Annotated in this window: 19 protein-coding genes; 3 read left to right on the forward strand and 16 right to left on the reverse strand. The window is 70.2% G+C overall.

Annotation, left to right across the window (positions count from 1 at the left end; all coding sequences use genetic code 11):
• Positions 1–10 precede the first annotated feature (10 nt).
• Complete coding sequence (locus tag Q8Q71_RS09400) at positions 11–631, forward strand: glutathione S-transferase family protein (protein ID WP_305759323.1); 621 nt, start codon at positions 11–13, stop codon at positions 629–631.
• Here Q8Q71_RS09400 and Q8Q71_RS09405 read toward each other — a convergent pair.
• The 15 genes from Q8Q71_RS09405 to rnr all read right to left on the reverse strand — a co-directional run bounded on the left by Q8Q71_RS09405 (position 628) and on the right by rnr (position 17,186).
• A complete protein-coding gene (locus tag Q8Q71_RS09405) occupies positions 628–1,512 on the reverse strand; it encodes an RDD family protein (protein WP_305759324.1) in 885 nt (294 codons plus the stop codon). The two genes, Q8Q71_RS09400 and Q8Q71_RS09405, sit on opposite strands and share 4 nt — an antisense overlap.
• Complete coding sequence (locus Q8Q71_RS09410; RefSeq protein WP_305759325.1) at positions 1,509–2,516, reverse strand: stage II sporulation protein M; 1,008 nt, start codon at positions 2,514–2,516, stop codon at positions 1,509–1,511. The genes Q8Q71_RS09405 and Q8Q71_RS09410 overlap by 4 nt, the downstream gene beginning before the upstream one ends.
• Positions 2,513–3,820, reverse strand: a complete 1,308-nt coding sequence (locus Q8Q71_RS09415) for a DUF58 domain-containing protein (RefSeq protein ID WP_305759326.1) — start codon at positions 3,818–3,820, stop codon at positions 2,513–2,515. Before Q8Q71_RS09415 ends, Q8Q71_RS09410 begins: the two co-directional genes overlap by 4 nt.
• Positions 3,817–4,773, reverse strand: coding sequence for a MoxR family ATPase (locus Q8Q71_RS09420; RefSeq protein WP_305759327.1), 957 nt, complete (start codon positions 4,771–4,773; stop codon positions 3,817–3,819). The genes Q8Q71_RS09415 and Q8Q71_RS09420 overlap by 4 nt, the downstream gene beginning before the upstream one ends.
• Positions 4,760–6,004, reverse strand: a complete 1,245-nt coding sequence (locus Q8Q71_RS09425) for a hypothetical protein (protein WP_305759328.1) — start codon at positions 6,002–6,004, stop codon at positions 4,760–4,762. The genes Q8Q71_RS09420 and Q8Q71_RS09425 overlap by 14 nt, the downstream gene beginning before the upstream one ends.
• Positions 6,001–6,657, reverse strand: a complete 657-nt coding sequence (locus Q8Q71_RS09430; RefSeq protein WP_305759329.1) for a DUF4129 domain-containing protein — start codon at positions 6,655–6,657, stop codon at positions 6,001–6,003. Before Q8Q71_RS09430 ends, Q8Q71_RS09425 begins: the two co-directional genes overlap by 4 nt.
• Positions 6,658–6,746: 89 nt before the next feature.
• Positions 6,747–7,757 carry an aromatic ring-hydroxylating dioxygenase subunit alpha gene (locus Q8Q71_RS09435; RefSeq protein WP_305759330.1) on the reverse strand — a complete coding sequence of 337 codons (1,011 nt, stop codon included), beginning with the start codon at positions 7,755–7,757 and terminating at the stop codon, positions 6,747–6,749.
• The gene (locus Q8Q71_RS09440) at positions 7,754–8,929 is read right to left on the reverse strand and encodes an ATP-dependent carboxylate-amine ligase (protein WP_305759331.1); all 1,176 of its coding nucleotides are present in this window, start codon (positions 8,927–8,929) and stop codon (positions 7,754–7,756) included. Before Q8Q71_RS09440 ends, Q8Q71_RS09435 begins: the two co-directional genes overlap by 4 nt.
• Positions 8,922–10,172: a cell division protein FtsA gene (locus Q8Q71_RS09445; protein ID WP_305759332.1), complete on the reverse strand. Its 1,251-nt coding sequence runs from the start codon at positions 10,170–10,172 to the stop codon at positions 8,922–8,924. Before Q8Q71_RS09445 ends, Q8Q71_RS09440 begins: the two co-directional genes overlap by 8 nt.
• Positions 10,162–10,950: an MBL fold metallo-hydrolase gene (locus Q8Q71_RS09450; protein ID WP_305759333.1), complete on the reverse strand. Its 789-nt coding sequence runs from the start codon at positions 10,948–10,950 to the stop codon at positions 10,162–10,164. The genes Q8Q71_RS09445 and Q8Q71_RS09450 overlap by 11 nt, the downstream gene beginning before the upstream one ends.
• Positions 10,951–11,003: 53 nt before the next feature.
• Positions 11,004–11,993, reverse strand: a complete 990-nt coding sequence (locus Q8Q71_RS09455; protein ID WP_305759334.1) for an NAD(P)-dependent oxidoreductase — start codon at positions 11,991–11,993, stop codon at positions 11,004–11,006.
• Complete coding sequence (locus tag Q8Q71_RS09460) at positions 11,990–12,985, reverse strand: 3-oxoacyl-[acyl-carrier-protein] synthase III C-terminal domain-containing protein (protein WP_305759335.1); 996 nt, start codon at positions 12,983–12,985, stop codon at positions 11,990–11,992. Before Q8Q71_RS09460 ends, Q8Q71_RS09455 begins: the two co-directional genes overlap by 4 nt.
• Positions 12,986–13,033: 48 nt before the next feature.
• Complete coding sequence (locus Q8Q71_RS09465; protein WP_305759336.1) at positions 13,034–13,741, reverse strand: NUDIX domain-containing protein; 708 nt, start codon at positions 13,739–13,741, stop codon at positions 13,034–13,036.
• Between the two features lie 63 nt (positions 13,742–13,804).
• Entirely contained in the window at positions 13,805–14,803 is a 999-nt protein-coding gene (locus Q8Q71_RS09470; protein ID WP_305759337.1) for a DUF4424 domain-containing protein, read from the reverse strand.
• A gap of 61 nt (positions 14,804–14,864) precedes the next feature.
• Positions 14,865–17,186 carry a ribonuclease R gene (gene rnr, locus Q8Q71_RS09475; RefSeq protein WP_305759338.1) on the reverse strand — a complete coding sequence of 774 codons (2,322 nt, stop codon included), beginning with the start codon at positions 17,184–17,186 and terminating at the stop codon, positions 14,865–14,867.
• A 110-nt stretch (positions 17,187–17,296) separates the two neighbouring features.
• On the opposite strand from rnr, the gene Q8Q71_RS09480 reads away from it, so the two are divergent.
• Positions 17,297–18,700 (forward strand): cystathionine beta-synthase, encoded by a 1,404-nt coding sequence (locus tag Q8Q71_RS09480; protein WP_305759339.1) that lies wholly within the window; start codon positions 17,297–17,299, stop codon positions 18,698–18,700.
• A 4-nt stretch (positions 18,701–18,704) separates the two neighbouring features.
• The gene (locus tag Q8Q71_RS09485) at positions 18,705–19,868 is read left to right on the forward strand and encodes a cystathionine gamma-synthase (RefSeq protein WP_305759340.1); all 1,164 of its coding nucleotides are present in this window, start codon (positions 18,705–18,707) and stop codon (positions 19,866–19,868) included.
• Here Q8Q71_RS09485 and Q8Q71_RS09490 read toward each other — a convergent pair.
• Positions 19,865–20,296 carry a hypothetical protein gene (locus Q8Q71_RS09490; protein WP_305759341.1) on the reverse strand — a complete coding sequence of 144 codons (432 nt, stop codon included), beginning with the start codon at positions 20,294–20,296 and terminating at the stop codon, positions 19,865–19,867. The genes Q8Q71_RS09485 and Q8Q71_RS09490 overlap by 4 nt on opposite strands.
• Positions 20,297–20,320: the final 24 nt, after the last annotated feature.

The following is a 20,320-nucleotide window of genomic DNA, read 5'->3' on the forward strand; positions in this document are numbered from 1 at the left end:
GACCTGATCGATGAAACTCTACACTTCCCACCGCGCGCCCAATCCGCGCCGGGTTCGCTGGGTCATGGCCGAGAAGGGCATCGAGGACGTCGAACTGATCGAGATCGACATCCTGACCGGCGAGCACAAGACGGCGGAATACCGGGCGCGCGTCGGCGTGCCTCATGTCCCCGCCCTGGAGCTGGACGACGGCACGACGATCTCGGAGTCGGTGGCCATCGGGCGTTATCTGGAAGCCCTGCATCCCGAACCCAACCTGTTCGGCCGCGACGCGCGCGAACAGGCGGTGATCGAGATGTGGACCCGCCGGTGCGAATTCTACCTGGCCAATCCGATCATGCTCAGCGTGCGCCATTCGCATCCGGCGCTGGCCGCGCTGGAGGCGGTCCAGATGCCCCAGTTGGCCGACTACAACCGGCTGGCGGCCGAGAAATTCATGAAGACGCTGGACCGCCGGCTGGCCGAGCACGAGTTCATCGCCGCCGACCGCTTCACCATCGCCGACATCGTCGCCGTGGTCGGGCTGGATTTCGCCCGGCTGATCAAATACCGCCCGCCCGAGGAATTGACCCATCTGACCCGCTGGCTGGAGGCGGGGCGGGCGCGGCCGGCGGCCAGGGCCGGGGCCTAGGCGACGTCGAATTTGTCCTTGCGGCGCCGGCCCATCAGCAGTCGGGATTCCAGCCGCCCGCGGATGGCGTGATAGTAGGCCCGCAGGAACTCCAGATCGGTCGCGGCTCCGCGGTCATAGCCGATCTTGGCGGCGATGCGGTCGGCCACGGCGCGCACCGTGGGGCGGTCGCCGTTGCGCAGCACCTGTTCCAGCACCTGCAGTTCCTTGACCCCGTAGGCGTCGAGCTGGACCGGGGTGAAGGCGAAATGCGGCTGATGCGCCGCGCCGTCGTCGGCCATGTCGCGCAGCAGCTTCTGTTTCGGCGCGCGCAACACCCAGGTGCCCGCGACCAGGTCGCCGGCCCTCAGCTTGTCGGCGTTGAACAGCGGCAGGAGCACGAAGACAGCGCACCAGATCAGGCCGAGCACGTAGATCCAGCCATCCACATTGCCACCGCCGCCCGCGAGCGGCGCGGCCAGCATGGCCGACAGGGGCAGGAACAGCTCCAGCTCGCGCAGCACGTTTCGGGTGAAGATGGCCTCGAAGCGGAGGCGGCCCCCGTCGCGGGAGGCGACCCGCAGGCCCATGGCGCGCTTGCCCGGCGTCGCGGCCCGGGCCGACATTTCGAAGGCGAGGAAATAGCCGTTGCGGAGCAGGAACAGGCCCAGCAGCCAGATCACGGCGACCATCTCGCCCGAGCCGCGCCCCATGGAGCCCATCACGACCGCCGCCGCTATGGTGAAGGCGATAATGACGGCGAAGATGATCATCAGGTCGATGATCAGGGCGCCGAGCCGTTGGCCCACGCTGGCGATCTCAAGACGCAGGTCGATGCCCTCGGGCGTGACGAGGGTGCGCTGCCGCTTGCGGGCTTCCCTGGTCAGGTCCACGGCGGTCACCGGATCGCCCTCGCCGGCCGGGGCGCGTAGAAATACAGGCCCCAGACCAGGGCCGTGCCGCCGGCTATGGCGTAGCGGAGGAGGTCGCTGGTGATCAGCTGCCGGCCGAAGCCCTCAAGCAGGCCGGCCAGCATGAGCATGACGACCACGCCCATCATCGCGGCCCCGGCGCCGCGGCCCGCGCCCGACATCGCCGCCAGCCGGCTCTGGTCGCCCGGGAAGGCGACGGCCCAGCCGATGCGCAGGCCCGCCGCGCCGGCCAGGACGATGGCGAGCAGTTCGGTGACCCCGTGGATCAGCAGCCAGCCGCCGAATTCGAAGCCCACGCCCTTGGAAATGAAGACGTGCAGCATGGCCCCCAGCATGGCGCCGTTCATCAGCAGGATGACGATGGTCGGCACGCCGAGGGCGAAGCCGAGCGCGAAGGCGGTCAGGGCGACGCTGGCGTTGTTGACGAACAGATAGGTGGAGAAGAAGGAGAGGCCCTCCGATCCACTGCTTTCGTCCGACCCGTAGAGGGTCGCTCTCAACGCCGCCGCCGAGGCGGTCGGATCGCGTTCGCCCGCCAGGGCCGGATTGACGAAGGCGTAGAACCAGTCGGCGTCCGAGGCGATCAGCCCCCAGGCGACGCTGGCGCCCAGCAGGGTGATGGCCAGGGCGATCAGGGTTTCGCGCCACATCGACCGCACGCCCGCCGGCCAGTCACGGGCGAAGAAGGCGGTCAGTTGCTCCTGCGGCGTCGACCGCGCGCCATAGACGAAGAAATAGGCCCGGGCGGCCAGGCTCTCCAGATAGCCGATCAGCGCCTGGTCCAGCGAGGTGGCGCGTGCGACCGACAGGGCGGACAGGGTCGAGCGATACAGCACGGGCATGGCCAGGATTTCGGTATCCGACAGGGCCCCGGCTGAACGCTTCTCGGCCTTGGTGACCAAGGTCTCGAGGCGCTTCCAGTCGGCCTCGCGCTCGCGGCGGAAACGCTGGCTCTTGAGTTGCAGCTCGCTCACAGCAGGTCCCGGCGTTTGAGATCCAGATAGACGTTCAACACGTCCGGCCCGATGCGGTCGGCCCGCGTCTCGACGATATGGGCTCCGAGACGGCGCAGGCGGGCGAGAACCAGATCGCGCTCGCGCAGCAGGGTGGCGGCGACCACGGCGCGAGCTACGGCCTCGGGACTGTCGGGCTGCGCGGTGACCAGGGCTTCCAGCTCCTCGTCGTGCATGACCACGAACAGGACCAGGTGGCGCTTGATCAGCCGGCCGGTGGTCTCGATCATCAGCTCGGCCGAGGTCGAGTCCGCGAACTCCGTGAAGATCACTACCAGCGAACGGCGCTTGAGCCCGGCCGAGAGCGTGGTCAGGCCGAGGGCGTAGTTGGTCTCCTCGGCGCCATAGTCGATGGCCGCGGCCTGATGGACCAGCAGGGGGAAGCCGGCGACGCTGGACAGGGCTCCGGTCGACAGGCGCGGCCGGTCGTCGAAGGCGAAGAGGCCGGCGCGGTCGCCGCTGCGCAGGGCGGCATAGGCCAGGATCAGGGCGCCGTGGATGGCGCGATCGATGCGCGGCGCGCCGCCGATCGGCTCGCTCATCACCCGGCCGCAGTCGAGCGCCATGACGATCTGGTGGTTGCGCTCGGTGCGGAATTCCTTGGCCAGCAGGGTCTGGTGCCGGGCCGACTGCTTCCAGTCGACCGTGCGGCGGTCCATGCCCGAGTGGAATTCGCTGAGGGCGTGGAACTCCGCGCCTTCGCCGAGATCCAGCTGCACCTTGGCCCCGTGCATGGCGTCGCGGCTGAACATCCGCACCGCCTCGTCCTCGATTCGACGGATGTCGGCGCCTATGGGGGTCGTGACGGCCAGCTTCTGGCGCGCCTGGCGCCAGATCAGGCCGAGCGGCCCCCGCCAGCGAACGACGGCCTCGGTGAAGACCGCCTGGCCGCGGCGTTCGGGCTGCAGGTCGAAGATGAAGACGCCGGGCTCCCCGGGGCGGCCCCGCAGGTTCAGCAGGCCGACGCGGGGTTCGGCGTCCAGCGCCGCCTCAAGCGCGCGCGGCGTCCGGCCTTGCTTGCCCAGGGTCACCTCCAGCCGCGCCGTCGCCGGCGCGGCGACGGCCAGATAACCGGGCGCCTCGAATGTGATCCGGGCCGACCGGGGCCAGGGCGCCATCAGGGCGTCGAGCAGCATCAGGGTCGCGATCGTCAGCAGCCAGGCCGGCGCGGCCAGCCACAGGCCGGGCTGAATCAGCCCGGCCACGAGGGCGATCGGCGCCCCGGCCAGCGCCGCCACCACACACCGGCGCGTGGGATAGATCATCGCGGGGCGGGAACCTGGTCGATCAGGGAGCGGATCACCTGTTCGACCCGGCGGCCCTCGATCTCGGCGGCGGGCGACAGCACCACCTTGTGGCGCAGGGCCGGCAGGGCCAGGCCCTTGACGTCGTCGGGGATGACATAGTCGCGGCCGTCCAGCACGGCGCGGGCGCGGGCGGCCACCGCCAGCATGGCCCCGGCGCGCGGCGACGCCCCCGTCTGCAGATCGGCGCTCTCGCGGGTGGCCCGGATCAGGTCGACGACATAGGCGGTGATCTCGGGCGACAGGCGCACGCGCGCCACCATCTCGATGGCGGCGGCGACCGTCGCGGCGTCGGCCACCGGCTGGACGCCGAGGGTGACGGGATCGGGCATGCCGGCGTGGCTTCCGTGGGCGTGGACCACCTTCAGCTCGTCGTCGCGCGAGAGATAGTCGAGCGTCTGTTTGAACAGGAACCGGTCCAGCTGGGCCTCGGGCAGGGGATAGACGCCCTGTTGTTCGATCGGGTTCTGGGTGGCGATGACGGTGAAGCGGTCGCTCAGCACATGGGTGTCGCCGTCGACGGTGACCGACCGCTCCTGCATGGCTTCAAGCAGGGCCGCCTGGGTCTTGGGCGGGGTGCGGTTGATCTCGTCCGCCAGCAAGAGGTCGCAGAACACCGGCCCCCGCGTCAGGGTGAAGGTAGAGGTCTGGAAGTTGAAGATGTTGGACCCCAGGATGTCGCCGGGCATCAGGTCCGGCGTGAACTGGATGCGGCCGAACTGGAGGCTGAGGGTGCGAGCGAAGGTCTGGGCCAGCAGGGTCTTGGCCGTTCCGGGCGGGCCTTCCAGCAGGATGTGGCCGCCGCAGAACAGGGCGGTCAGCATCAGGTCGACGGTCTCCGTCTGGCCGATGACGGCCTTGCCGACCTCGCCACGTATGCGGGCTGCGATGGCCCCGACTTCAGTCACGTCCACGGGTCATCTCCAGCTTCCAGCGTATCAGGGATCGGGCGACGTTCATCAGGTCGCCGGCGTTGCGGGCGCGGTCCGCCTGGGCGGACAGGTCTGCGAAGGTGGTTTCGGCGCCCTGCCTTTTCGCCAGCCGGTCCAGCAGGGCGGTGGTCGCGTCGCGCGACAGCGAGGGCGGCGCGGCGACCGCCCGGGCGGCCTGGGCCCGGATCAGTTCGGCATAGGGCGCGGCCATGCGGTGCTCGCGACGGGCCAGCCGCACCAGGGCGGCGGTGTTGTCGGCCAGCGCCTTCTTGCCCAAGGCGACCGCGCGGCGGCCGTGGCGGTGCGGCTGGAACCGGATCATGGCCTGCCAGCCGACCAGCGCGGCCGCGAACAGCAAACAGAGCGTGAAGCCCAGCAGGGGCGGTTCCAGCAGCAGGCGAAGCACGCTGCGCGGCCGGGTGAAGCCATGCAGCGACAGGTCGAAGGCGACGGCCTGACCCGACGGCCCCAGGGTGTCGAGCAGGGCCAGGGCGGCGCGGGCCTTGGCCGGCTCGTCCATGCCCTGGGTGTTGAGCAGATCGGGATCGGAGAGGACATAGAGCCCGGTGTCGTCGTGGGTCAGCACAAGAGCCCGTCCGGCGCCGTCGAGAATCACGGGGGTCCAGCCCGGGCCGGAGAGGGTGCGCAGGGCCCGCACCGGCGCGCCCGTCGCGATCAGTCGATCGCCGCCGCCGACCAGGCGCGGCGCGGTCACGGCCGTATCTTCGGACAGGACCAGGCCCTGTCGCACGTCCTCGGGCAGGACGGACAGGGCGTTGGCGGCGGACAGGGTGCCCGCCTCCCGCACCCAGCCCTTGCGCGCGATCTCCTGCGTGACCTGCCATTTGGGCAGGACGACCAGCACGGATCCGGCTTCCCAGCGGAGCGTCTCGAAGGCCTCCTCCTCACGCCCCAGCGGCGGGGTCAGGATGAGCAGACCATCGCGGACGCCGCCGCGCAGCGGCCCCCGGCTGAGCAGGACCGGCCGGCCCATCCCCTTGAGCAGCTTGACCAGCCCGCCATAGCCGATGGCCGAGCGGGACAGGGCGTGGCCGCGCCCGTCGTCGCCATTGCTGATCTCGGGCGCATAGGCGCTGAGCGCGCCGAGCGCCGACAGGGAGAAGACCGCGACCAGCACCAGCGCGAGCACCATGCCGGGCCGGAACGGATGCCGGATCTTGTCGGGAGAATCGGACAGCGTCGCGTCGGTCATGCAGCCCAGGCCTGCGGAAAGGCGAACGCCTCATAGGCGGCGCGGCAGGCGGTGAAGGCGGCGCGATCGACAGGACGGCCGCCGAACAGGCTGCTTTCCACCACGCGGGCGATCTTGTCGAAGGCCGGGCGGGCCGCCGCCGGCAGGCGGCTGAGGCCGGCGATGTCGCGCGCGGTCAGGGCGGGGCGCACCGTATTCGGCAGGCGGCCGTCGATGTCGTTGATGCTGCGCAGCAGCAGCAGGTGCACGGCCTCGGCGAACCGCCCTTCGGCGGCCAGGGCGTCGGCGTCGGACAGCAGGGCGAGGGCGGCGGCGGGCGCGGGACGCCAGGCGTCGTCGTGAATGTTCAGCTTGTCCGTCTTCCCGGGCAGGCGGATGCGGATGACCTCGCGGGCGATGAACCACAGTATGGCCACGACGATGGCGGCCAGGCCCAGCCAGAAGACGAGTTTGAACACCGGTCCCATGGCGGACAGGAATTCGATCAGGGGCTGCAGCCAGCCTGGCGGCGGCGGCGGCGGCTCGATCCCCTTCATCTCGAACTGCAGCGCCTTGTCGGCCGCCAGCGCCCGATGCGCGGCGTCGAAACCGGCGCTGGACGCGGCGGTCTGGTCCGCTCCGGCGGTCGGAATGTTCGCCTCGGTACGCCCCATACGCCGCCACGATGCCGACTGGAGGCCGGGAAGTCGATACCGGTGTGGTCAGAATGCGCGCAACCGATGGTTCGGGCGCGCGGAGGAGGCTAAAGCCTGTGGTCGAACGGGCCCTCCACCGCGGGCTCCAGCCGTTCGCCGTGATACAGGCGCACCACCCGTGCGCCGAGCAGGTCGCCCGGCCCCTGGAGGAAGCGCGGCGCGCCGAACCGCTCCAGATTGTCCAGTTGGCGCGACAGGGCGTGGCGATCCTGAAGCACGACCGGTTCGAGGAACAGGCGGATCGCCGCCTCCTTGAGCCAGCCCGGACCGCGGCCTTTCGGCGTGGTGAAACAGGCGAAGGGCATGAGGGTGGTCGCCGTCACCGGGGTGAAGAAGACGGTGACGCACAGGGTCAGTCCCCTGGGCCCCTCCCAGCGCGCCTGGACCAGGGTTGGCGCATACAGGCGGGTGACGCTGCGGTCGCGGGGCGGCTCCAGCAGGCGCGACATCCAGCCGAGGTCCGGCCGGGGCTGTTCGATGATCGACTCGATCCAGTCTGTCCCAACGCGAACCGACAGCCGCACCGGCAGGCGACGGGTGCTGCGGCGGATGATGCCGTCGTGGATGAAGTTGGTATGGAAGGGATCGAGCACATTCTCGAGGGCGTCCAGGGTCCGGCCCCGCCACACGCCCTGCGACCACCAGAAATGGTCGTGATCCGGCGCACCCCACGGGCCCAGATCGGGCAGGTCCGCGCCGGCGCCAGCCAGCCGGACCAGCACCGCCCCGTTCCGCTCCATCACCTCGACCGGCGTGGCGGCGAGCCGGCGTTCGTCCCCGGACGCCAGGGCGCAGCCAGGAACCTCGCGGCAGGCGCCGTCCGGTCCAAACCGCCAGCCATGGTAGGGGCAGCGCAGGCCGCCGTCGTCGATCCGGCCGTCCGAGAGCGGATAGTTGCGGTGCGGACAGCGGTCGATCAGGGCGCCTACGCCCCGCGCGGTCCGGAACAGGACCAGCGGCGTATCGGCCACGGTCCGGGCAAGCGGCTTTTTGCCCAGGTCCCGGGACAGGGCCGCCATCTGCCAACTGCTGCCGAGGCTGGCGGGAAGGGGCGTCAAGTGCGGCTCCAGGCGTTGATGTCGAACGGCCGGCCGTTCCATTCGATGTCGGCGGTCATGGCTTCGGTCAGGGGACGGCCGCTGCGCAAGGCGCGCAACCCGAAGAACGCAGCGTCCGCCATGGCCGCCAGCGCGGGCAGGCCGTCGCCCGGCGCGGCCACGACGTCCAAGCCCTGCCGCCGCTGGTCGCGCCAGGCGGCCATCCGCCGTTGGTTGAGGGCCGCGGGCAGGCCGTCGAGCCAGAGGGCTGGAGCAACGTGGCGCAGGCCGGCGACGGGTTCGGCGACGCCCCGCCCCATCAGGGCCTGACCGAAGGCGGCGCTGCGGCCGAACAAGTGGACGCCGCTGGTCGCCCGCGGATTGCATTCGATCAGCCACGGCTGGCCCGCGGCGTCGACGATGGCGTCGCAGGCGATCTGGCCCGTCCCCGCGAAGGCGGCGAGGGCGTCAGCCATCGGCCGCAGCCTGGCCGCCACCTCGTTCGATGCCGAATGGAAGGCGTAGGCGGCGCCGCCGCCCAGCCGCCAGCCGGACCCATAGGCGCTGAAGGCGAGGACCCGACCCGCATGGCATACTGCGTAGAAGCTGACCTCCTCGCCGAGGATACGGCGCTGGACGAGCCATGGCGCCTCGGGAGATGGCGCGACGGCGGCGACGCCGGCGGGATCCGGAGCGATCAGGGTCCGGGCGCCGAAGCGCGACCAGACCGCCTTGACCACCACATCCTGCGCGGCGTCGGCCAAGGCCGTAAGCGTCGCCCGGTCCGTCACCGTGACGCCGTCGGGCGCGGGCAGCGACAGGCGCCGACACAGATCGATGAACCGGTCCTTGGCGTGAAGGGTCGCCAGCCGATCCGGCGCCGGCGCCAACACCCGGCTGGCGAAGCCGTCGGCCTCGGCCAAGGCTGCGAGGTGAAAAATTTCCTCGCAGGCGGGAATAATCAGGGCCGGATCGAGCCGGGCGGTCAGGTCGCGAATGTCGCGGGCGAAGGCAGCCGGTCGATGCACCGGCGAAGCGTAGCGATGCACCGGGCCGGCGGTGCCCGAGGCGCGCGCGGTCAGGGCCGGGCTGCAATCGGCCAGGTGCGGCTCGAAACCGGCGGCGCGCAGACTGCGGGCCATGTCCAGCGCCGCCGCCGCCCGGGCTCCGGTGATCAGGACGCGCTCAGCCATCGGACCAGCGCACCCGCCGCCGCTTGACGTCCTCCCGTGCGGGCGGTCCGCCGGGGATCACGGGAACGCCCACGCCGTGCCTCGCCAGCAGACCCTCGACCGCGGTCATCGCCTCGGTCGCGCGGTCCGGGTCGGTCTCAAGGACAACGCCTTGCGGCGCGGCCGTCGCCCGCCAGTCGTGCTCCGGGCCGATCGCCGCGCTGACGGTCGCCTCGACCTCGCGCGGGCAGATTGTTGCTTCGGGCCAGCGCCACAGATCCTCCAGCCGGCCCTCGACCGGATGGATCGCGGTCAGCGGCGAGCCGCAGGGGCAGGGTTCGGCCAGGGGCTCCAGCAGATCGGGCAGGCGGACCCGGATCATGGGCTGGGAGTTCCGGCGAAGGTCGGTCACGATCGGCAGGAAGCGGCTGGTTCCCGGCACGGCCTCGCGCTCGACGATCAGCACGTCCTCGTTCAGGTGCAGGGTTCCGAAGCGGCAGGCGGCGCCGAGGAAGCCCTCGGTGGCCTGGTAGACGGGATCGGGCCGGAGGCCGAGCGCTGCGCCGATCCAGCCGCGCTCGGCGTCGCCCATCGGCTCGGCGCCGTAGAACAGGCGGCGCAGCGGCCATGGGCCTTCCGTCCGGCGGGCGAGGTCGGCCAGCACGTGGCCGGGCGCGATCAGGACGTCTGGTCTGAAGTCACGCAGACGGGCGCAGCGGTCGGCGCCATCCGCGTCCAGGCCGACGAACAGAAGACGAATGCGGCCGACCGACGCGACATCGCCGTACAGCCGGTTGTCGGCCCGCAGACACAGGGCGATGCGGGCGGGCCTCAACAGGAGGCCGAAAGGCAGCAGACGCGCGAGGATATGCCCAAGATAACCGGCCCGTTCGGCGGCGCTGGTCACGAACAGGCCGGGGCGACCTGAGGAGCCGGAGGAGAAGCCTGCGGAAACCCCGGCGCGGACCTCGCCCGGGCCGCCGCTTTCGCTGGCCCGCGCCGCCGCCTCGGTTTCCTCGCGACCGAGGCCCAGGGTGTTCCAGTCGGCGAAGGCTTCGCGCAGGATTTGCGGCGTCACGACCGGGAACTGGTCCAGCGGCTGCCCGGCGAGCGCGGCGATGGCCGGCGTCCGGGCGATGACCGGCGCCAGCCGCCGCCACATCCGGGCCTGACGCGCCGCGACATCGCCGGGCGTGCGCAGCCGGGCGGCGGACCAGCGGGCATCCAGCCAGGCCGTCGCGACGGGGGCCCGGTCAATCCCCACGACGGGGCCTCTCGATCTCGACCTCGCCACAGTGGGACGGGGTGATGAGGACATCGGGATTGCGCTGTCCCAGCCGGTGCAGACTGTTCAACGTCCGGCGGTAGGTCGCCGTCTCGCCCAGCAGGGCGGTGGTCAGACACGGCGGAGGCATGTCGTCGCGCACCGCCCCGCTGGACCAGGCCGCGTCGGCGATCAGGAACCGCGTCCGGTCGTCGGTCTGTCGCACCAGCAGGCCCCAATGGCCGGGACAGTGGCCGGGAAGGTTCACCGCCAGCAGGGAGCCGTCCCCCAGCAGGTCCGCGCCGACGTCGAACGGGGCGAGGTCGGGACCGAGGGCGACCCGCGGCCGGTCCTCGAAGAAGATGGCGCGGGCGTCGATGTCGGCGGGCGCGAGGGCGGCCAGAATACCCTGTCGAAGGCGGGCGAACCGGCCCCTGCGCCATACCTGATCCAGTGCGGCGCGGGCGCAGTAGATGCGGGCATTGGGAAAGCGGGCCAGGCCGGCGACATGGTCGCCGTGGAAATGGGAGACCACGACCGCCCGAATGTCCTCCGGCGCCAGGCCGAAGCGCGGCAACTGGTCGGCGACGGCGTCTCCCGGCTCCAGACTCACCGGAGTGGTCCAGCGGTAGAGGCGTTCGGGAAACGGATCGGTAGCGGCGAAGAAGGCGGGATCGTAGCCGGTGTCGAACAGCATCGGCCCCTCGTCCGGATGGACGATCAGGGCCGCCAGCGCCGGAAAGACGGTCGGCGCCAGACCGGCGTCACGACGGGTCATGACGGCCGGATGTGAGCATTCGCCGGCGCGCAGGATGTGGACGCTGCAACGCTTCATGACCCCGCCAGCCGGGGAGCGACCGCCATGGCCGTCTCGACGGCGTCGTACTCGGGAACATAGTCGAGCAGGCGGCGGGCCCGGGTCAGGTCGAAGGTCTGGGACCAGGCCAGGGTGGACAGGGTGTAGGGCGTCAGCACGGGTTCGGGCCGGCCGGGCAGGACCCGGCACAAGGTGTCCGCGCCCACCGACAAGACCTGGCCGAGAACGAGCGGGACGGACAGGGTTCGAACCTCCGTTCCCAGCGCCTGGGCGAGCCTGCCGACCAGACCGGCGACGGGCGTCGATCGCCCGCCCGCGATATTGACCGCCTGTCCGCCGGCCGCCTCCCGGTGGATATCGGCCAGCACGAGGGCGCGGGCGGCGTCGCGCACGTCGGTCATTTCCACCAGGGCCCGCCCCTCCCGGAACAGCGGAAACCGCCCGCGTCGCACCAGCCGCAGGATGCGCGGGAGAAGGACGGCGTCATCGGGACCGACCAGGGCGCGCGGACGGATGGCGACGGTGCGGAATCCCGGCGCGTCCGCGGCGAGCACGAGGGCCTCGGCCTCGCCCTTGGTCCGGGCGTAGGCGTTGAGCGGGCGCGCGGGCCAGGGCGTGTCTTCGGTGATGTCGGTCTGGTCGGCCCAGCGGGCGTAGACCGAGGGCGAGGAGACGAAGACGAAGGCCTCCGCCCTCGCCTTTCGCGCGGCCCGGAGCAGGGCCGCGGTCAGATCGACGTTGGCCCGCTGAAAGGCCAGGTCCGGTCCCCAGGGGCTGGACAGGGCCGCAGCGTGGAAGACGACATCAATATCCTGGCAAACCGCGTCGGGTCCAAGATCGAACAGGTCGCCCGCGACGGCCTCGGCCCCCAGGGCGGCCAGCCGGTCGATCGCCGCCGGGCTCCGGCCGGTCGCGCGGACCGTATAGCCGGCGTCCAGCAGGGCCTGCGTCAGCGCCAGGCCCAGGCCGCCGGTCGCGCCGGTGACCAGCGCCCGGCGGCTCACGTCCGCAGCACCATGGCGGCCGCGCTGACGCCCGCCGCCGTTCCCAGCAGGAGGACGGTCCTGCCAGGAGCGAGCAGTCCGCGAACCCGCGCCTCGGCCAGCACAGTCGGCAGCGAGGCCGCGATCTGGTTGCCGTGGGTGGCGAAGATGTCGATCACCCGGGCCGGATCGCCGCCCATCAGCCGCCGCACATGCTCCAGACCGGGGGCGCTGGCCTGGTGGCCGACGATGACGTCGACCGTCTCGCGGGTCAGGCCCGCCTCGCCCAGCACCCGGTCGATCAGGGCCGGCAGGGCGCGGGCGGCGGCCTTGAAGATGCCGAAGGCGTCCATGTGGAAGCGCGCGCCCTCGGTCAGGGCCTCCAGTCCATGCTCCACCCGGATGCGCGTCCCGCCGCTGCGCAGGGTGGCCAGGTCCTTGCCCTCGCCATAGGTTTCGAAGCCGCGCGCCAGCAGGCCGGGACCGTCAGGGTCCGTTCCGGCCTCGAGGCAGACCGCCGCGGCCCCGTCGCCGAAGATAGCCGCCGAGGCCGGCGTGTCCCAGTCCAGCCCCGCCGAGGCGATGTCGCTGGATACGATCAGGGCGCGGCGGAAGCGGCGGGTCTCAAAGCCCATGGCGGCGACGTCCAGCGCCGTCACGAATGACAGGCAGGTCTGGTTGACGTCGAAGGCCCAGATACCGGACTTGCCGAGGCCCAGGGCCTGCTGGATCAGCACCGAGGCCCCGGGAATGGGCTGTTCCATCACCGCGCAGGCGCCGATCAGAACGTCGAATTCGCCCTCGGCCCAGCCGGCCATCGCCAGGGCCCGGCGCGCGGCCTCGGCGCCCATCATGGAGGTGGTTTCGTCGGGAGCGGCGACGCCGCGGGCGGCGATGCCGAACTGCGTCTCGGTCCAGCCGGCGGGCTGGCCGAACACGGCGTCCAGCGCCTGCGACGGCCGGTGTTCGCGCGGAGCATAGGCCCCCAGGCCGGCCAGGATCATTGGCGTCATGGCATGAGGTTAGTCGCGCCGCGGACCCTCGTCCATGAGGACGCTGGTTCAGTCCTGGTGTTCGACCACATGCCGGCCGCGCACCATGCGGACGAAGGGCAGCGGCCGGGTCGGATGAGAGAGCCGTTCGGACACCTCGCCGAGCACGAAGCGGGTGATGGCCGGGAGATCCAGGGTGCGGGCTTCCGCAAGCGGAAGCCAGGCGATCTCGTCGAGCTCGCCCGAACCGGCGGTCGGTTCCGGATGCAGCAGGGCGCGGGCGTTCGCCATGAAGAAGCGGGCGTCGAAGCGGCGCGTCCGCCCCGGCGGGGTGATGGCGCGCGCGACATAGGACAGGGCGGCGAGGTCGGGCAGGGCGCCGACGGCCCGGAATTCGCGCCAGGAACCGGCGACGGAAGCGACGGGCGCCGGGGCGGCCAGCAGCAGGCCGGTCTCCTCGAAGGTCTCCCGCACGGCGGCCAGGGCCAGGGCGCGGGCGCGGCGGACGGGAACCTCGCGGATCAGACGTGACAGGTCCGCGGCCGCCAGATCATTGGCCGAGGCGGCGTTGAAGTCCGAGCGATCGACCCGTCCGCCGGGAAAGACCCATTTGGCGGCCATGAAGACATGACCCGGAGCGCGGCGGCCCATCAGGACCTCGGCCTCCCCCTTGCGGACGCGGGTCAGGATCAGGGTGGCGGCGTCCTTCGGCGGCTGGCGGCCGCCGACGCGGGGGGCGTCGGTCAGGTCGCGGTCGGAATCGAAGGGGGCGCTCATTTCGGGGCCATAGCACGACCGCGGCTCACCCGGCCCGACGATTCCCGGATCGAGGCGGACGCTTCAGTCGTCGATGCGGGTTCCGGTCAGGATCAGCACGGACAGGTCGCTCGTCGGCGTGTAGTTCCGCCGCCGGATCTCGAACCGGGTCGGGCTGATCTTGCGCACGCCCTCGCCGCAGAAGCTGACCAGATTGCGCGAGGAGCCCTTGTCGACGACCAGGCGGAAGTCGCCGATGGGTTCGGCCCAGTTGGCGCCGGTGGTCAGGATGTAGTCGACCCAGGTCTCGGTGAGATACAGGCCGCGCGACCGCATGCGCCGGGCGCCCGCCTCGAAGGCGTCGTCGGTGCAGTACTGCGTCGCCTGTTCGTTGAGATATTCGCTGTCCGCCATGGCGGGATCGCCGAAGCCGCTGCCGGCCGAGCCGCCGACGGCGGGGGCGTATTTGTGACGCACATCCAGCTCGCGCCCGGCGGGGAAGACCTGGGTCCAGTAGTGGGTGGTCTTCAGCGTCCACAGGGGAGTCAGTTCCGGATGTCGGACGCCGGCGTCGGTCCAGGAGCGGTCCTCGACCAGCCCCATCTCGATCAGCATGTCGATCTGGGGCCGGGGCAGGGCGGCGAGCGCCTGCAGGGTGGCGTCGCCACGGGGCGAGAACGGCACGCCGAGTCCGCGCATCATGTCGGAGTGATCGACGCCGTTCAGCATCGCCTTCTGTTCGACATTGGTCGCCACGCGGCGGCCGTTCACCGTCGTGGTGAAGGGCATCCGCAGGGGATCCTCAAGCGCGACATCGCTTTCGATCCCGCCGTGCAGGTCCGGCATGGGAAAGGCGACCAGGGTGGCGATGTCCCGGTCGGTTCGGTTGAAGAAGCGGTAGTGGACCCGGATTTCCTCCGCCGAGACGTAGAGATCCTCGGACCGCATCTCGATGCCGTCGGTGCGCTGCAGAACCAGACCGCCGGCCCCCATGGAGGCGACGCTGTCATTCGCCGCCGCCGGGGCGGCGAGCATGAAGGCGGCCAGCAAGGCGGCGGTCGTCTTCCTGTTCAGTCTGATCATGACGTCCTCCCGGACTGACGTTAGCCGAACCCTTGGGTCGAAGTCGTGACGAATCCCGACGTCAGCGCCGTTTGCCTTTGCGCACGCCCTTCAGCCCGCCGGACGGTCGCCCGCCCTTGGGCGGTTTGGGCCCGCCGGGACGACCGCCTCCGCGCTTGGGAAAGCCGCCGCCGCCGGGGCCGCGGGCGCGCTGGCCCAGCCGGGGCGCGGGCGCGTTGGGATCGCGCGGCGCCGGGTCGGACAGCATCTCGAAGACCAGGCCGCCGGTGATGGGCGTCGCCTCCTTGAGCCGGACCTCGACGGTCCGGCCCAGGGTCCAGCGCGCGCCGGTGCGCTCGCCGACCAGGGCGTGGGACTTGTCGTCATGGCTGAAGTACTCGGTACCCAGCGAGGACACCGGAACCAGCCCGTCGGCGCCGGTTTCCTCCAGCCGGACGAACAGGCCGAATCGGGTCACGCCGGTGATACGGCCGGGGAAGGTCGCGCCGACCCGCTCCTGCAGGAAGGCGGCCATGTAGCGGTCCATGGCGGCGCGCTCGGCGGCCATGGAGCGGCGCTCGGTCATAGTCACCTGTTCCGCGATGGCGGGCAGTTCGACGACCTCACGCTCGGTCAGGCCGTCCTTGCCCAGGCCCAGGGCGCGGATCAGGCCGCGGTGGACGATCAGGTCGGAATAGCGCCGGATCGGCGAGGTGAAGTGGGCGTAGCGGTCGAGGTTCAGGCCGAAGTGGCCGACGTTCTCGGCCGAATAGATGGCCTGCATCTGGGTGCGCAGGACCACCTCGTTGACGACCTCGGCGTGGTCGCCGCCGCGCGTTTCGTCCAGCAACTTGTTGAACCGCTTGGTCGTGGCGGGTTCGCCTCTGGTCCACGGCTTGCCGATGGTCTGGAGGAAGTCGCCGAGGTTGAACAGCTTCTCCTGGCTGGGCGCGTCGTGGACGCGGTACAGCAGGGGCGTCTTCTTCTGCTCCAGCGTCTCGGCGGCGCAGACATTGGCCTGGATCATCATCTCCTCGATCAGCCGGTGGGCCTCGAGGCTGACGCGCGGCTCGATCGAGATGATCTGGCCCTGGTCGTTCATACGGATGCGGCGTTCCGGGCTTTCGATCGCCAGAGGGCTGCGCTTCAGCCGGCCCTTGAGCATGGTCCGGTAGGCGTTCCACAGCGGGTAGAGGACGGCCTCCATGATCGGGCCGGTCGCGTCATCCGGCTGGCCGTCGACGGCGGCCTGGGCCTGTTCGTAGGACAGCTTGGCCTGCGATCGCATCAGGCCGCGCACGAACTTGTGGCCGGTCTTTTTGCCGTCCTTGTCGAAGACCATGCGCACGGCCAGGCAGGCGCGGTTCTCGCCCTCCCTGAGGCTGCACAGGCCGTTGGACAGGCGTTCGGGCAGCATCGGCTCGACGCGGTCCGGGAAGTAGGTGGAGTTGCCCTTGTCGCGCGCCTCGCGGTCCAGGTGGGTGTTGGGCCGGACGTAGGCGGCGACGTCGGCGATGGCGACCCAGACGACCCAGCCGTCCGGGTTCTTCGGATCGTCGTCCCGCATGGCGTAGACGGCGTCGTCGTGGTCGCGGGCGTCGGCGGGGTCGATGGTGATCAGCGGCAGGTCGCGCAGGTCCTCGCGGCCCTTGAGCGAGGGCAGTTCCTGATCCCCGGCCTCCTTTTCGACGGCCTCGGAGAAGCCCATCGGTACATTGTGGGCGGCGATGGCGATCAGCGAGGCGGCACGGGCGTCGCCCTCGTGGCCGATCTTCTCGAGGATCTTGCCGCGTTTGGGACCGTAGCGCTGGTCGCCCTTTTCGATGGCGGCCAGAACCAGATCGCCGTCGCGCAGGCCCTCGGCCTGGGCGTGGGGGACCAGCAGCACATCCTTCGAGCGGCGGTCGACGGGTTCGACCCGGACCTCCTTGTTGGACTTGCGGATGACGCCCAGCACCTTGTTGGCGCCGGCGTCCAGCTTCTTGATCAGCCGGGCTTCCCAGCCGTCCTCGCCGCGGGCGAACTTGACCAGGACGCGGTCGCCCATGCCAGGCGCGGGGCCGGGCTTGTCGTTGTCGGGGACCAGCAGGGCGCGCGGGGCGTCGGCCGAGGCCTCGACCAGACGGACGTAGAGTTCGCCGTCCACGTCGCGCTCGACCACGTCGGCGACGCCGACGGCGGGCATGGCGCCGACCTCGGCGAAGCCCTTGCGGCCGCGCTTGCCCAGTTTTCCGGCTTCCTCGAGGGCCCGGATCATTTCGCGCAGCGCGCGGCGCTCGCCGCCCTTCAGGCCGAAGTGGCGGGCGATGTCGGTTTTCTCGGCCGATCCGGCTTCGCGGAGGAAGGCGATCAGGGTTTTTTCGTCGGGGAGTCCGGCGACGGGCCGGCGGGGTGATTTGCTCATTTGTATCCTTGATAACGCACGACTGGCCTCTTCGGAGGCGAAATCTTGCGCGGCTTGTGATGGAGGGGGGCTGCGCCTAGCTTCCGGCGCGAACCCTCTGGAGTGTCTGAATGTCTTTGGCTGCCACGCCCGTCCTGTCCGGTCCGACCGGCTCGTTGCTGGACCTGATCGGCAAGACGCCGATGGTGGAGGTGACGAAGATCGACACCGGCCCGTGCCGTCTGTTCCTGAAGCTGGAGGCGCAGAACCCGGGCGGGTCGATCAAGGACCGCATCGCCCTGTCGATGATCGCGGCGGCCGAAGCGGAAGGGTTTCTGAAGCCCGGCGGGACCATCGTCGAGGCGACGGCCGGGAATACGGGGCTGGCGCTTACGCTCGTGGGCCAAGCCAAGGGCTATAAGGTGCTTCTGGTCATCCCGGACAAGATGTCCAAGGAAAAAATCCAGCATTTGAGGGCGATGGGGGCGGATGTTCGCCTGACGCGTTCGGACGTGCCGCACGGGCATCCGGAATATTACACCGACATGGCCGAGCGGCTGGCGCAGCAGATCCCGGGCGGATTCTACGTCAACCAGTTCGCCAACGACGCCAACTCCCTGGCCCATTTCCAGACCACGGGTCCGGAAATCTGGGAGCAGATGGGCGGGGACATCGACGCCTTCGTCGCCGGGATCGGTTCCGGCGGCACCATCACCGGCATCGCCCGCTTCCTGAAGAGCGTGGGATCGAAGGCGCAGATCATCCTCGCCGATCCGGTTGGTTCGACCCTGGCCGGCATCGTCAACGAGGGCGTGCCGGGCCCGGAGGGCAGCTACACGGTCGAGGGCATCGGCCAGAATTTCGTGCCGGACACGGCCGACATGAGCCTGATCGACAAGGCCTATTCGATCCCGGACGCGGAGGCGATCGCGACGGTGCGCGAACTGTTGCTCAAGGAAGGCGTGCTGGCCGGGTCGTCGTCGGGCACCCTGATCGCCGCCGCGCTGCGCTGGTGCCGGGAGCAGACGGAGCCGAAGCGGGTCGTGACCTTCGTCTGCGACACCGGGGCCAAATACCTGTCCAAGGTCTACAATGACGCCTGGCTGGCGGATCAGGGTCTGGGCGACCAGCCGCTGCACGGCGACCTGTCGGACCTGATCTCGCGCAAATACGAGAAGGGCGACGTGGTTGTGGCCGGGCCGGACGACACCCTGGACACCGCCTTCAAGCGGATGCGGGGCGCGGACGTGTCCCAGCTGCCGATCATCCAGGACGGCCGGCTGGTGGGTATTCTGGACGAGAGCGACATCGTCCATGTGATGAATACCGACGAAATCACCCGCCAGGAGCGCTTCAGGAAGCCGGTCGGCACGGTGATGACCCGCGATCTCGACACGGTGCAGGTGTCGGAGCCGCTGGACGCCCTGATTCCGCTATTCGACCGCGACCGCGTGGCCATCGTGCTGGAAGGCGAAAAGTTCGTCGGCCTGATCACGCGCACCGACCTGATCAACCACCTCAGCCTGAACCGCTAAAGCCATGGCCAACCTCAAGAACAGCCAGGGCTTCTCGACCCGCGCCATCCACGCCGGGCAGCGGCCCGACCCGACGACGGGCGCGGTGATGACGCCGATCTACGCCACCTCGACCTATGCCCAGGAAAGCCCGGGCGTGAACAAGGGCTATGAATACGCCCGCGGCAAGAACCCGACGCGCGAGGCCTTCGAGGCCTGTCTGGCCGATCTCGAGGGCGGGACCCACGGCTTCGGCTTCGCCAGCGGCATGGCGGCGACCTCGACGGCGCTGGAGTTGCTGGACGCCGGGTCGCACATCGTCACGGGCGACGACCTGTACGGCGGCTCGTGGCGGCTGTTCGAGCGGGTGCGGCGCCGGTCAATGGGGCTGGATTTCGCCTATGTCGACCTGAGCGACCTGGCGAAGGTCGAGGCGGCGATCACGCCGAAGACGAAGCTGATCTGGGCCGAGACCCCGACCAATCCGCTGATGAAGCTGGCCGACATCGAAGGCCTTTCGAGGATCGCGAAGGCGCATGGCCTGCTGCTGATCGTCGACAACACCTTCGCCACGCCCTGGAGCCAGCAGCCGCTGGCGCTGGGCGCCGACGTGGTCATGCATTCGGCGACCAAATATCTGAACGGCCACTCCGACATTATCGGCGGGGCGCTGGTCACCGCGAACCCCGACCTGGCGAAGGAGATCAAATTCCTCCAGAATTCGGTCGGCGGGGTGATGGGGCCGTTCGACGCCTTCCTGGCCAACCGGGGCCTGAAGACCCTCGGCCTGCGCATGAAGGCGCACAACGAGAACGCCCTGGCCGTGGCGCGCTGGCTCGAAGAGCGGAAGGGGATCGCGAAGGTGATCTATCCGGGTCTGGTCAGCCATCCGCAGCATGAGCTGGCGTCACGCCAGATGAACGGCCGCTACGGCGGCATGGTCACGGTCCTGATCGACGGCGATCTGGAGCGGACCAAACGGGTGCTGGAGCGGGTTCAGGTCTTCACCCTGGCGGAGTCGCTGGGCGGGGTCGAAAGCCTGGTCAACCACCCGGCCATCATGACCCACGCCTCGGTGCCGAAAGAGGTGCGCGAGGCGGGCGGGGTGACGGAAAACCTGATCCGGTTGTCTGTCGGCGTAGAGGAGGTCGAGGACCTGATCGCGGATCTGGATCAGGCGCTGGGCTAGGCGCGCAAGGCGGCTTTCCCGGAAGCGGGAGGCTCGTCATCAGGCGGCCATGCGATGGCGTCGCTCAGGGCGAGCTTGTCCACGGCGCCTCGCGCAGCCGCTACAAAGGCTGAGTGGCTTGAATCCACATCGTGGTAGGCGCCGCCTTCCAATGTGACGACCGCGCCGACCAAAGGGCAGGAAGCAAACGCTGCTGCGGAAAGGCGCTCGCGGACTGCGCCCTCAATCCCCGACCTGTACTCGTCCGGAATCGTATCCGACGAACTTTGGTCCACGAAATCGATGTGATCCCCGTGGGCCCTCGGCGCGAAGGCGATCCTGATACGAGCAAACTCTCCCTTGGGACCAATGATCCGGGAAAGGGTATGGTCGATCGAGACGGCCCGGGTGAGACGCGCGACGGGCGGGGAGAACGAGCGGTCGGTCACACGCCAAACTCCGGTGAAGTCCGG

This window comes from Brevundimonas sp. (assembly GCF_030704825.1).
Lineage (GTDB): Bacteria > Pseudomonadota > Alphaproteobacteria > Caulobacterales > Caulobacteraceae > Brevundimonas.

What these genes read in the sequence shown, in the direction of transcription:
- Q8Q71_RS09400 (WP_305759323.1), top strand. Translation starts at nt 11, where the DNA reads ATGAAACTCTACACTTCCCACCGCGCGCCCAATCCGCGCCGGGTTCGC.
- Q8Q71_RS09415 (WP_305759326.1), bottom strand. Translation starts at nt 3,820, where the DNA reads ATGATCTATCCCACGCGCCGGTGTGTGGTGGCGGCGCTGGCCGGGGCG.
- Q8Q71_RS09425 (WP_305759328.1), bottom strand. Translation starts at nt 6,004, where the DNA reads ATGACCGACGCGACGCTGTCCGATTCTCCCGACAAGATCCGGCATCCG.
- Q8Q71_RS09430 (WP_305759329.1), bottom strand. Translation starts at nt 6,657, where the DNA reads ATGGGGCGTACCGAGGCGAACATTCCGACCGCCGGAGCGGACCAGACC.
- Q8Q71_RS09440 (WP_305759331.1), bottom strand. Translation starts at nt 8,929, where the DNA reads ATGGCTGAGCGCGTCCTGATCACCGGAGCCCGGGCGGCGGCGGCGCTG.
- Q8Q71_RS09450 (WP_305759333.1), bottom strand. Translation starts at nt 10,950, where the DNA reads ATGACCCGTCGTGACGCCGGTCTGGCGCCGACCGTCTTTCCGGCGCTG.
- Q8Q71_RS09460 (WP_305759335.1), bottom strand. Translation starts at nt 12,985, where the DNA reads ATGACGCCAATGATCCTGGCCGGCCTGGGGGCCTATGCTCCGCGCGAA.
- Q8Q71_RS09465 (WP_305759336.1), bottom strand. Translation starts at nt 13,741, where the DNA reads ATGAGCGCCCCCTTCGATTCCGACCGCGACCTGACCGACGCCCCCCGC.
- Q8Q71_RS09470 (WP_305759337.1), bottom strand. Translation starts at nt 14,803, where the DNA reads ATGATCAGACTGAACAGGAAGACGACCGCCGCCTTGCTGGCCGCCTTC.
- rnr (WP_305759338.1), bottom strand. Translation starts at nt 17,186, where the DNA reads ATGAGCAAATCACCCCGCCGGCCCGTCGCCGGACTCCCCGACGAAAAA.
- Q8Q71_RS09480 (WP_305759339.1), top strand. Translation starts at nt 17,297, where the DNA reads ATGTCTTTGGCTGCCACGCCCGTCCTGTCCGGTCCGACCGGCTCGTTG.
- Q8Q71_RS09485 (WP_305759340.1), top strand. Translation starts at nt 18,705, where the DNA reads ATGGCCAACCTCAAGAACAGCCAGGGCTTCTCGACCCGCGCCATCCAC.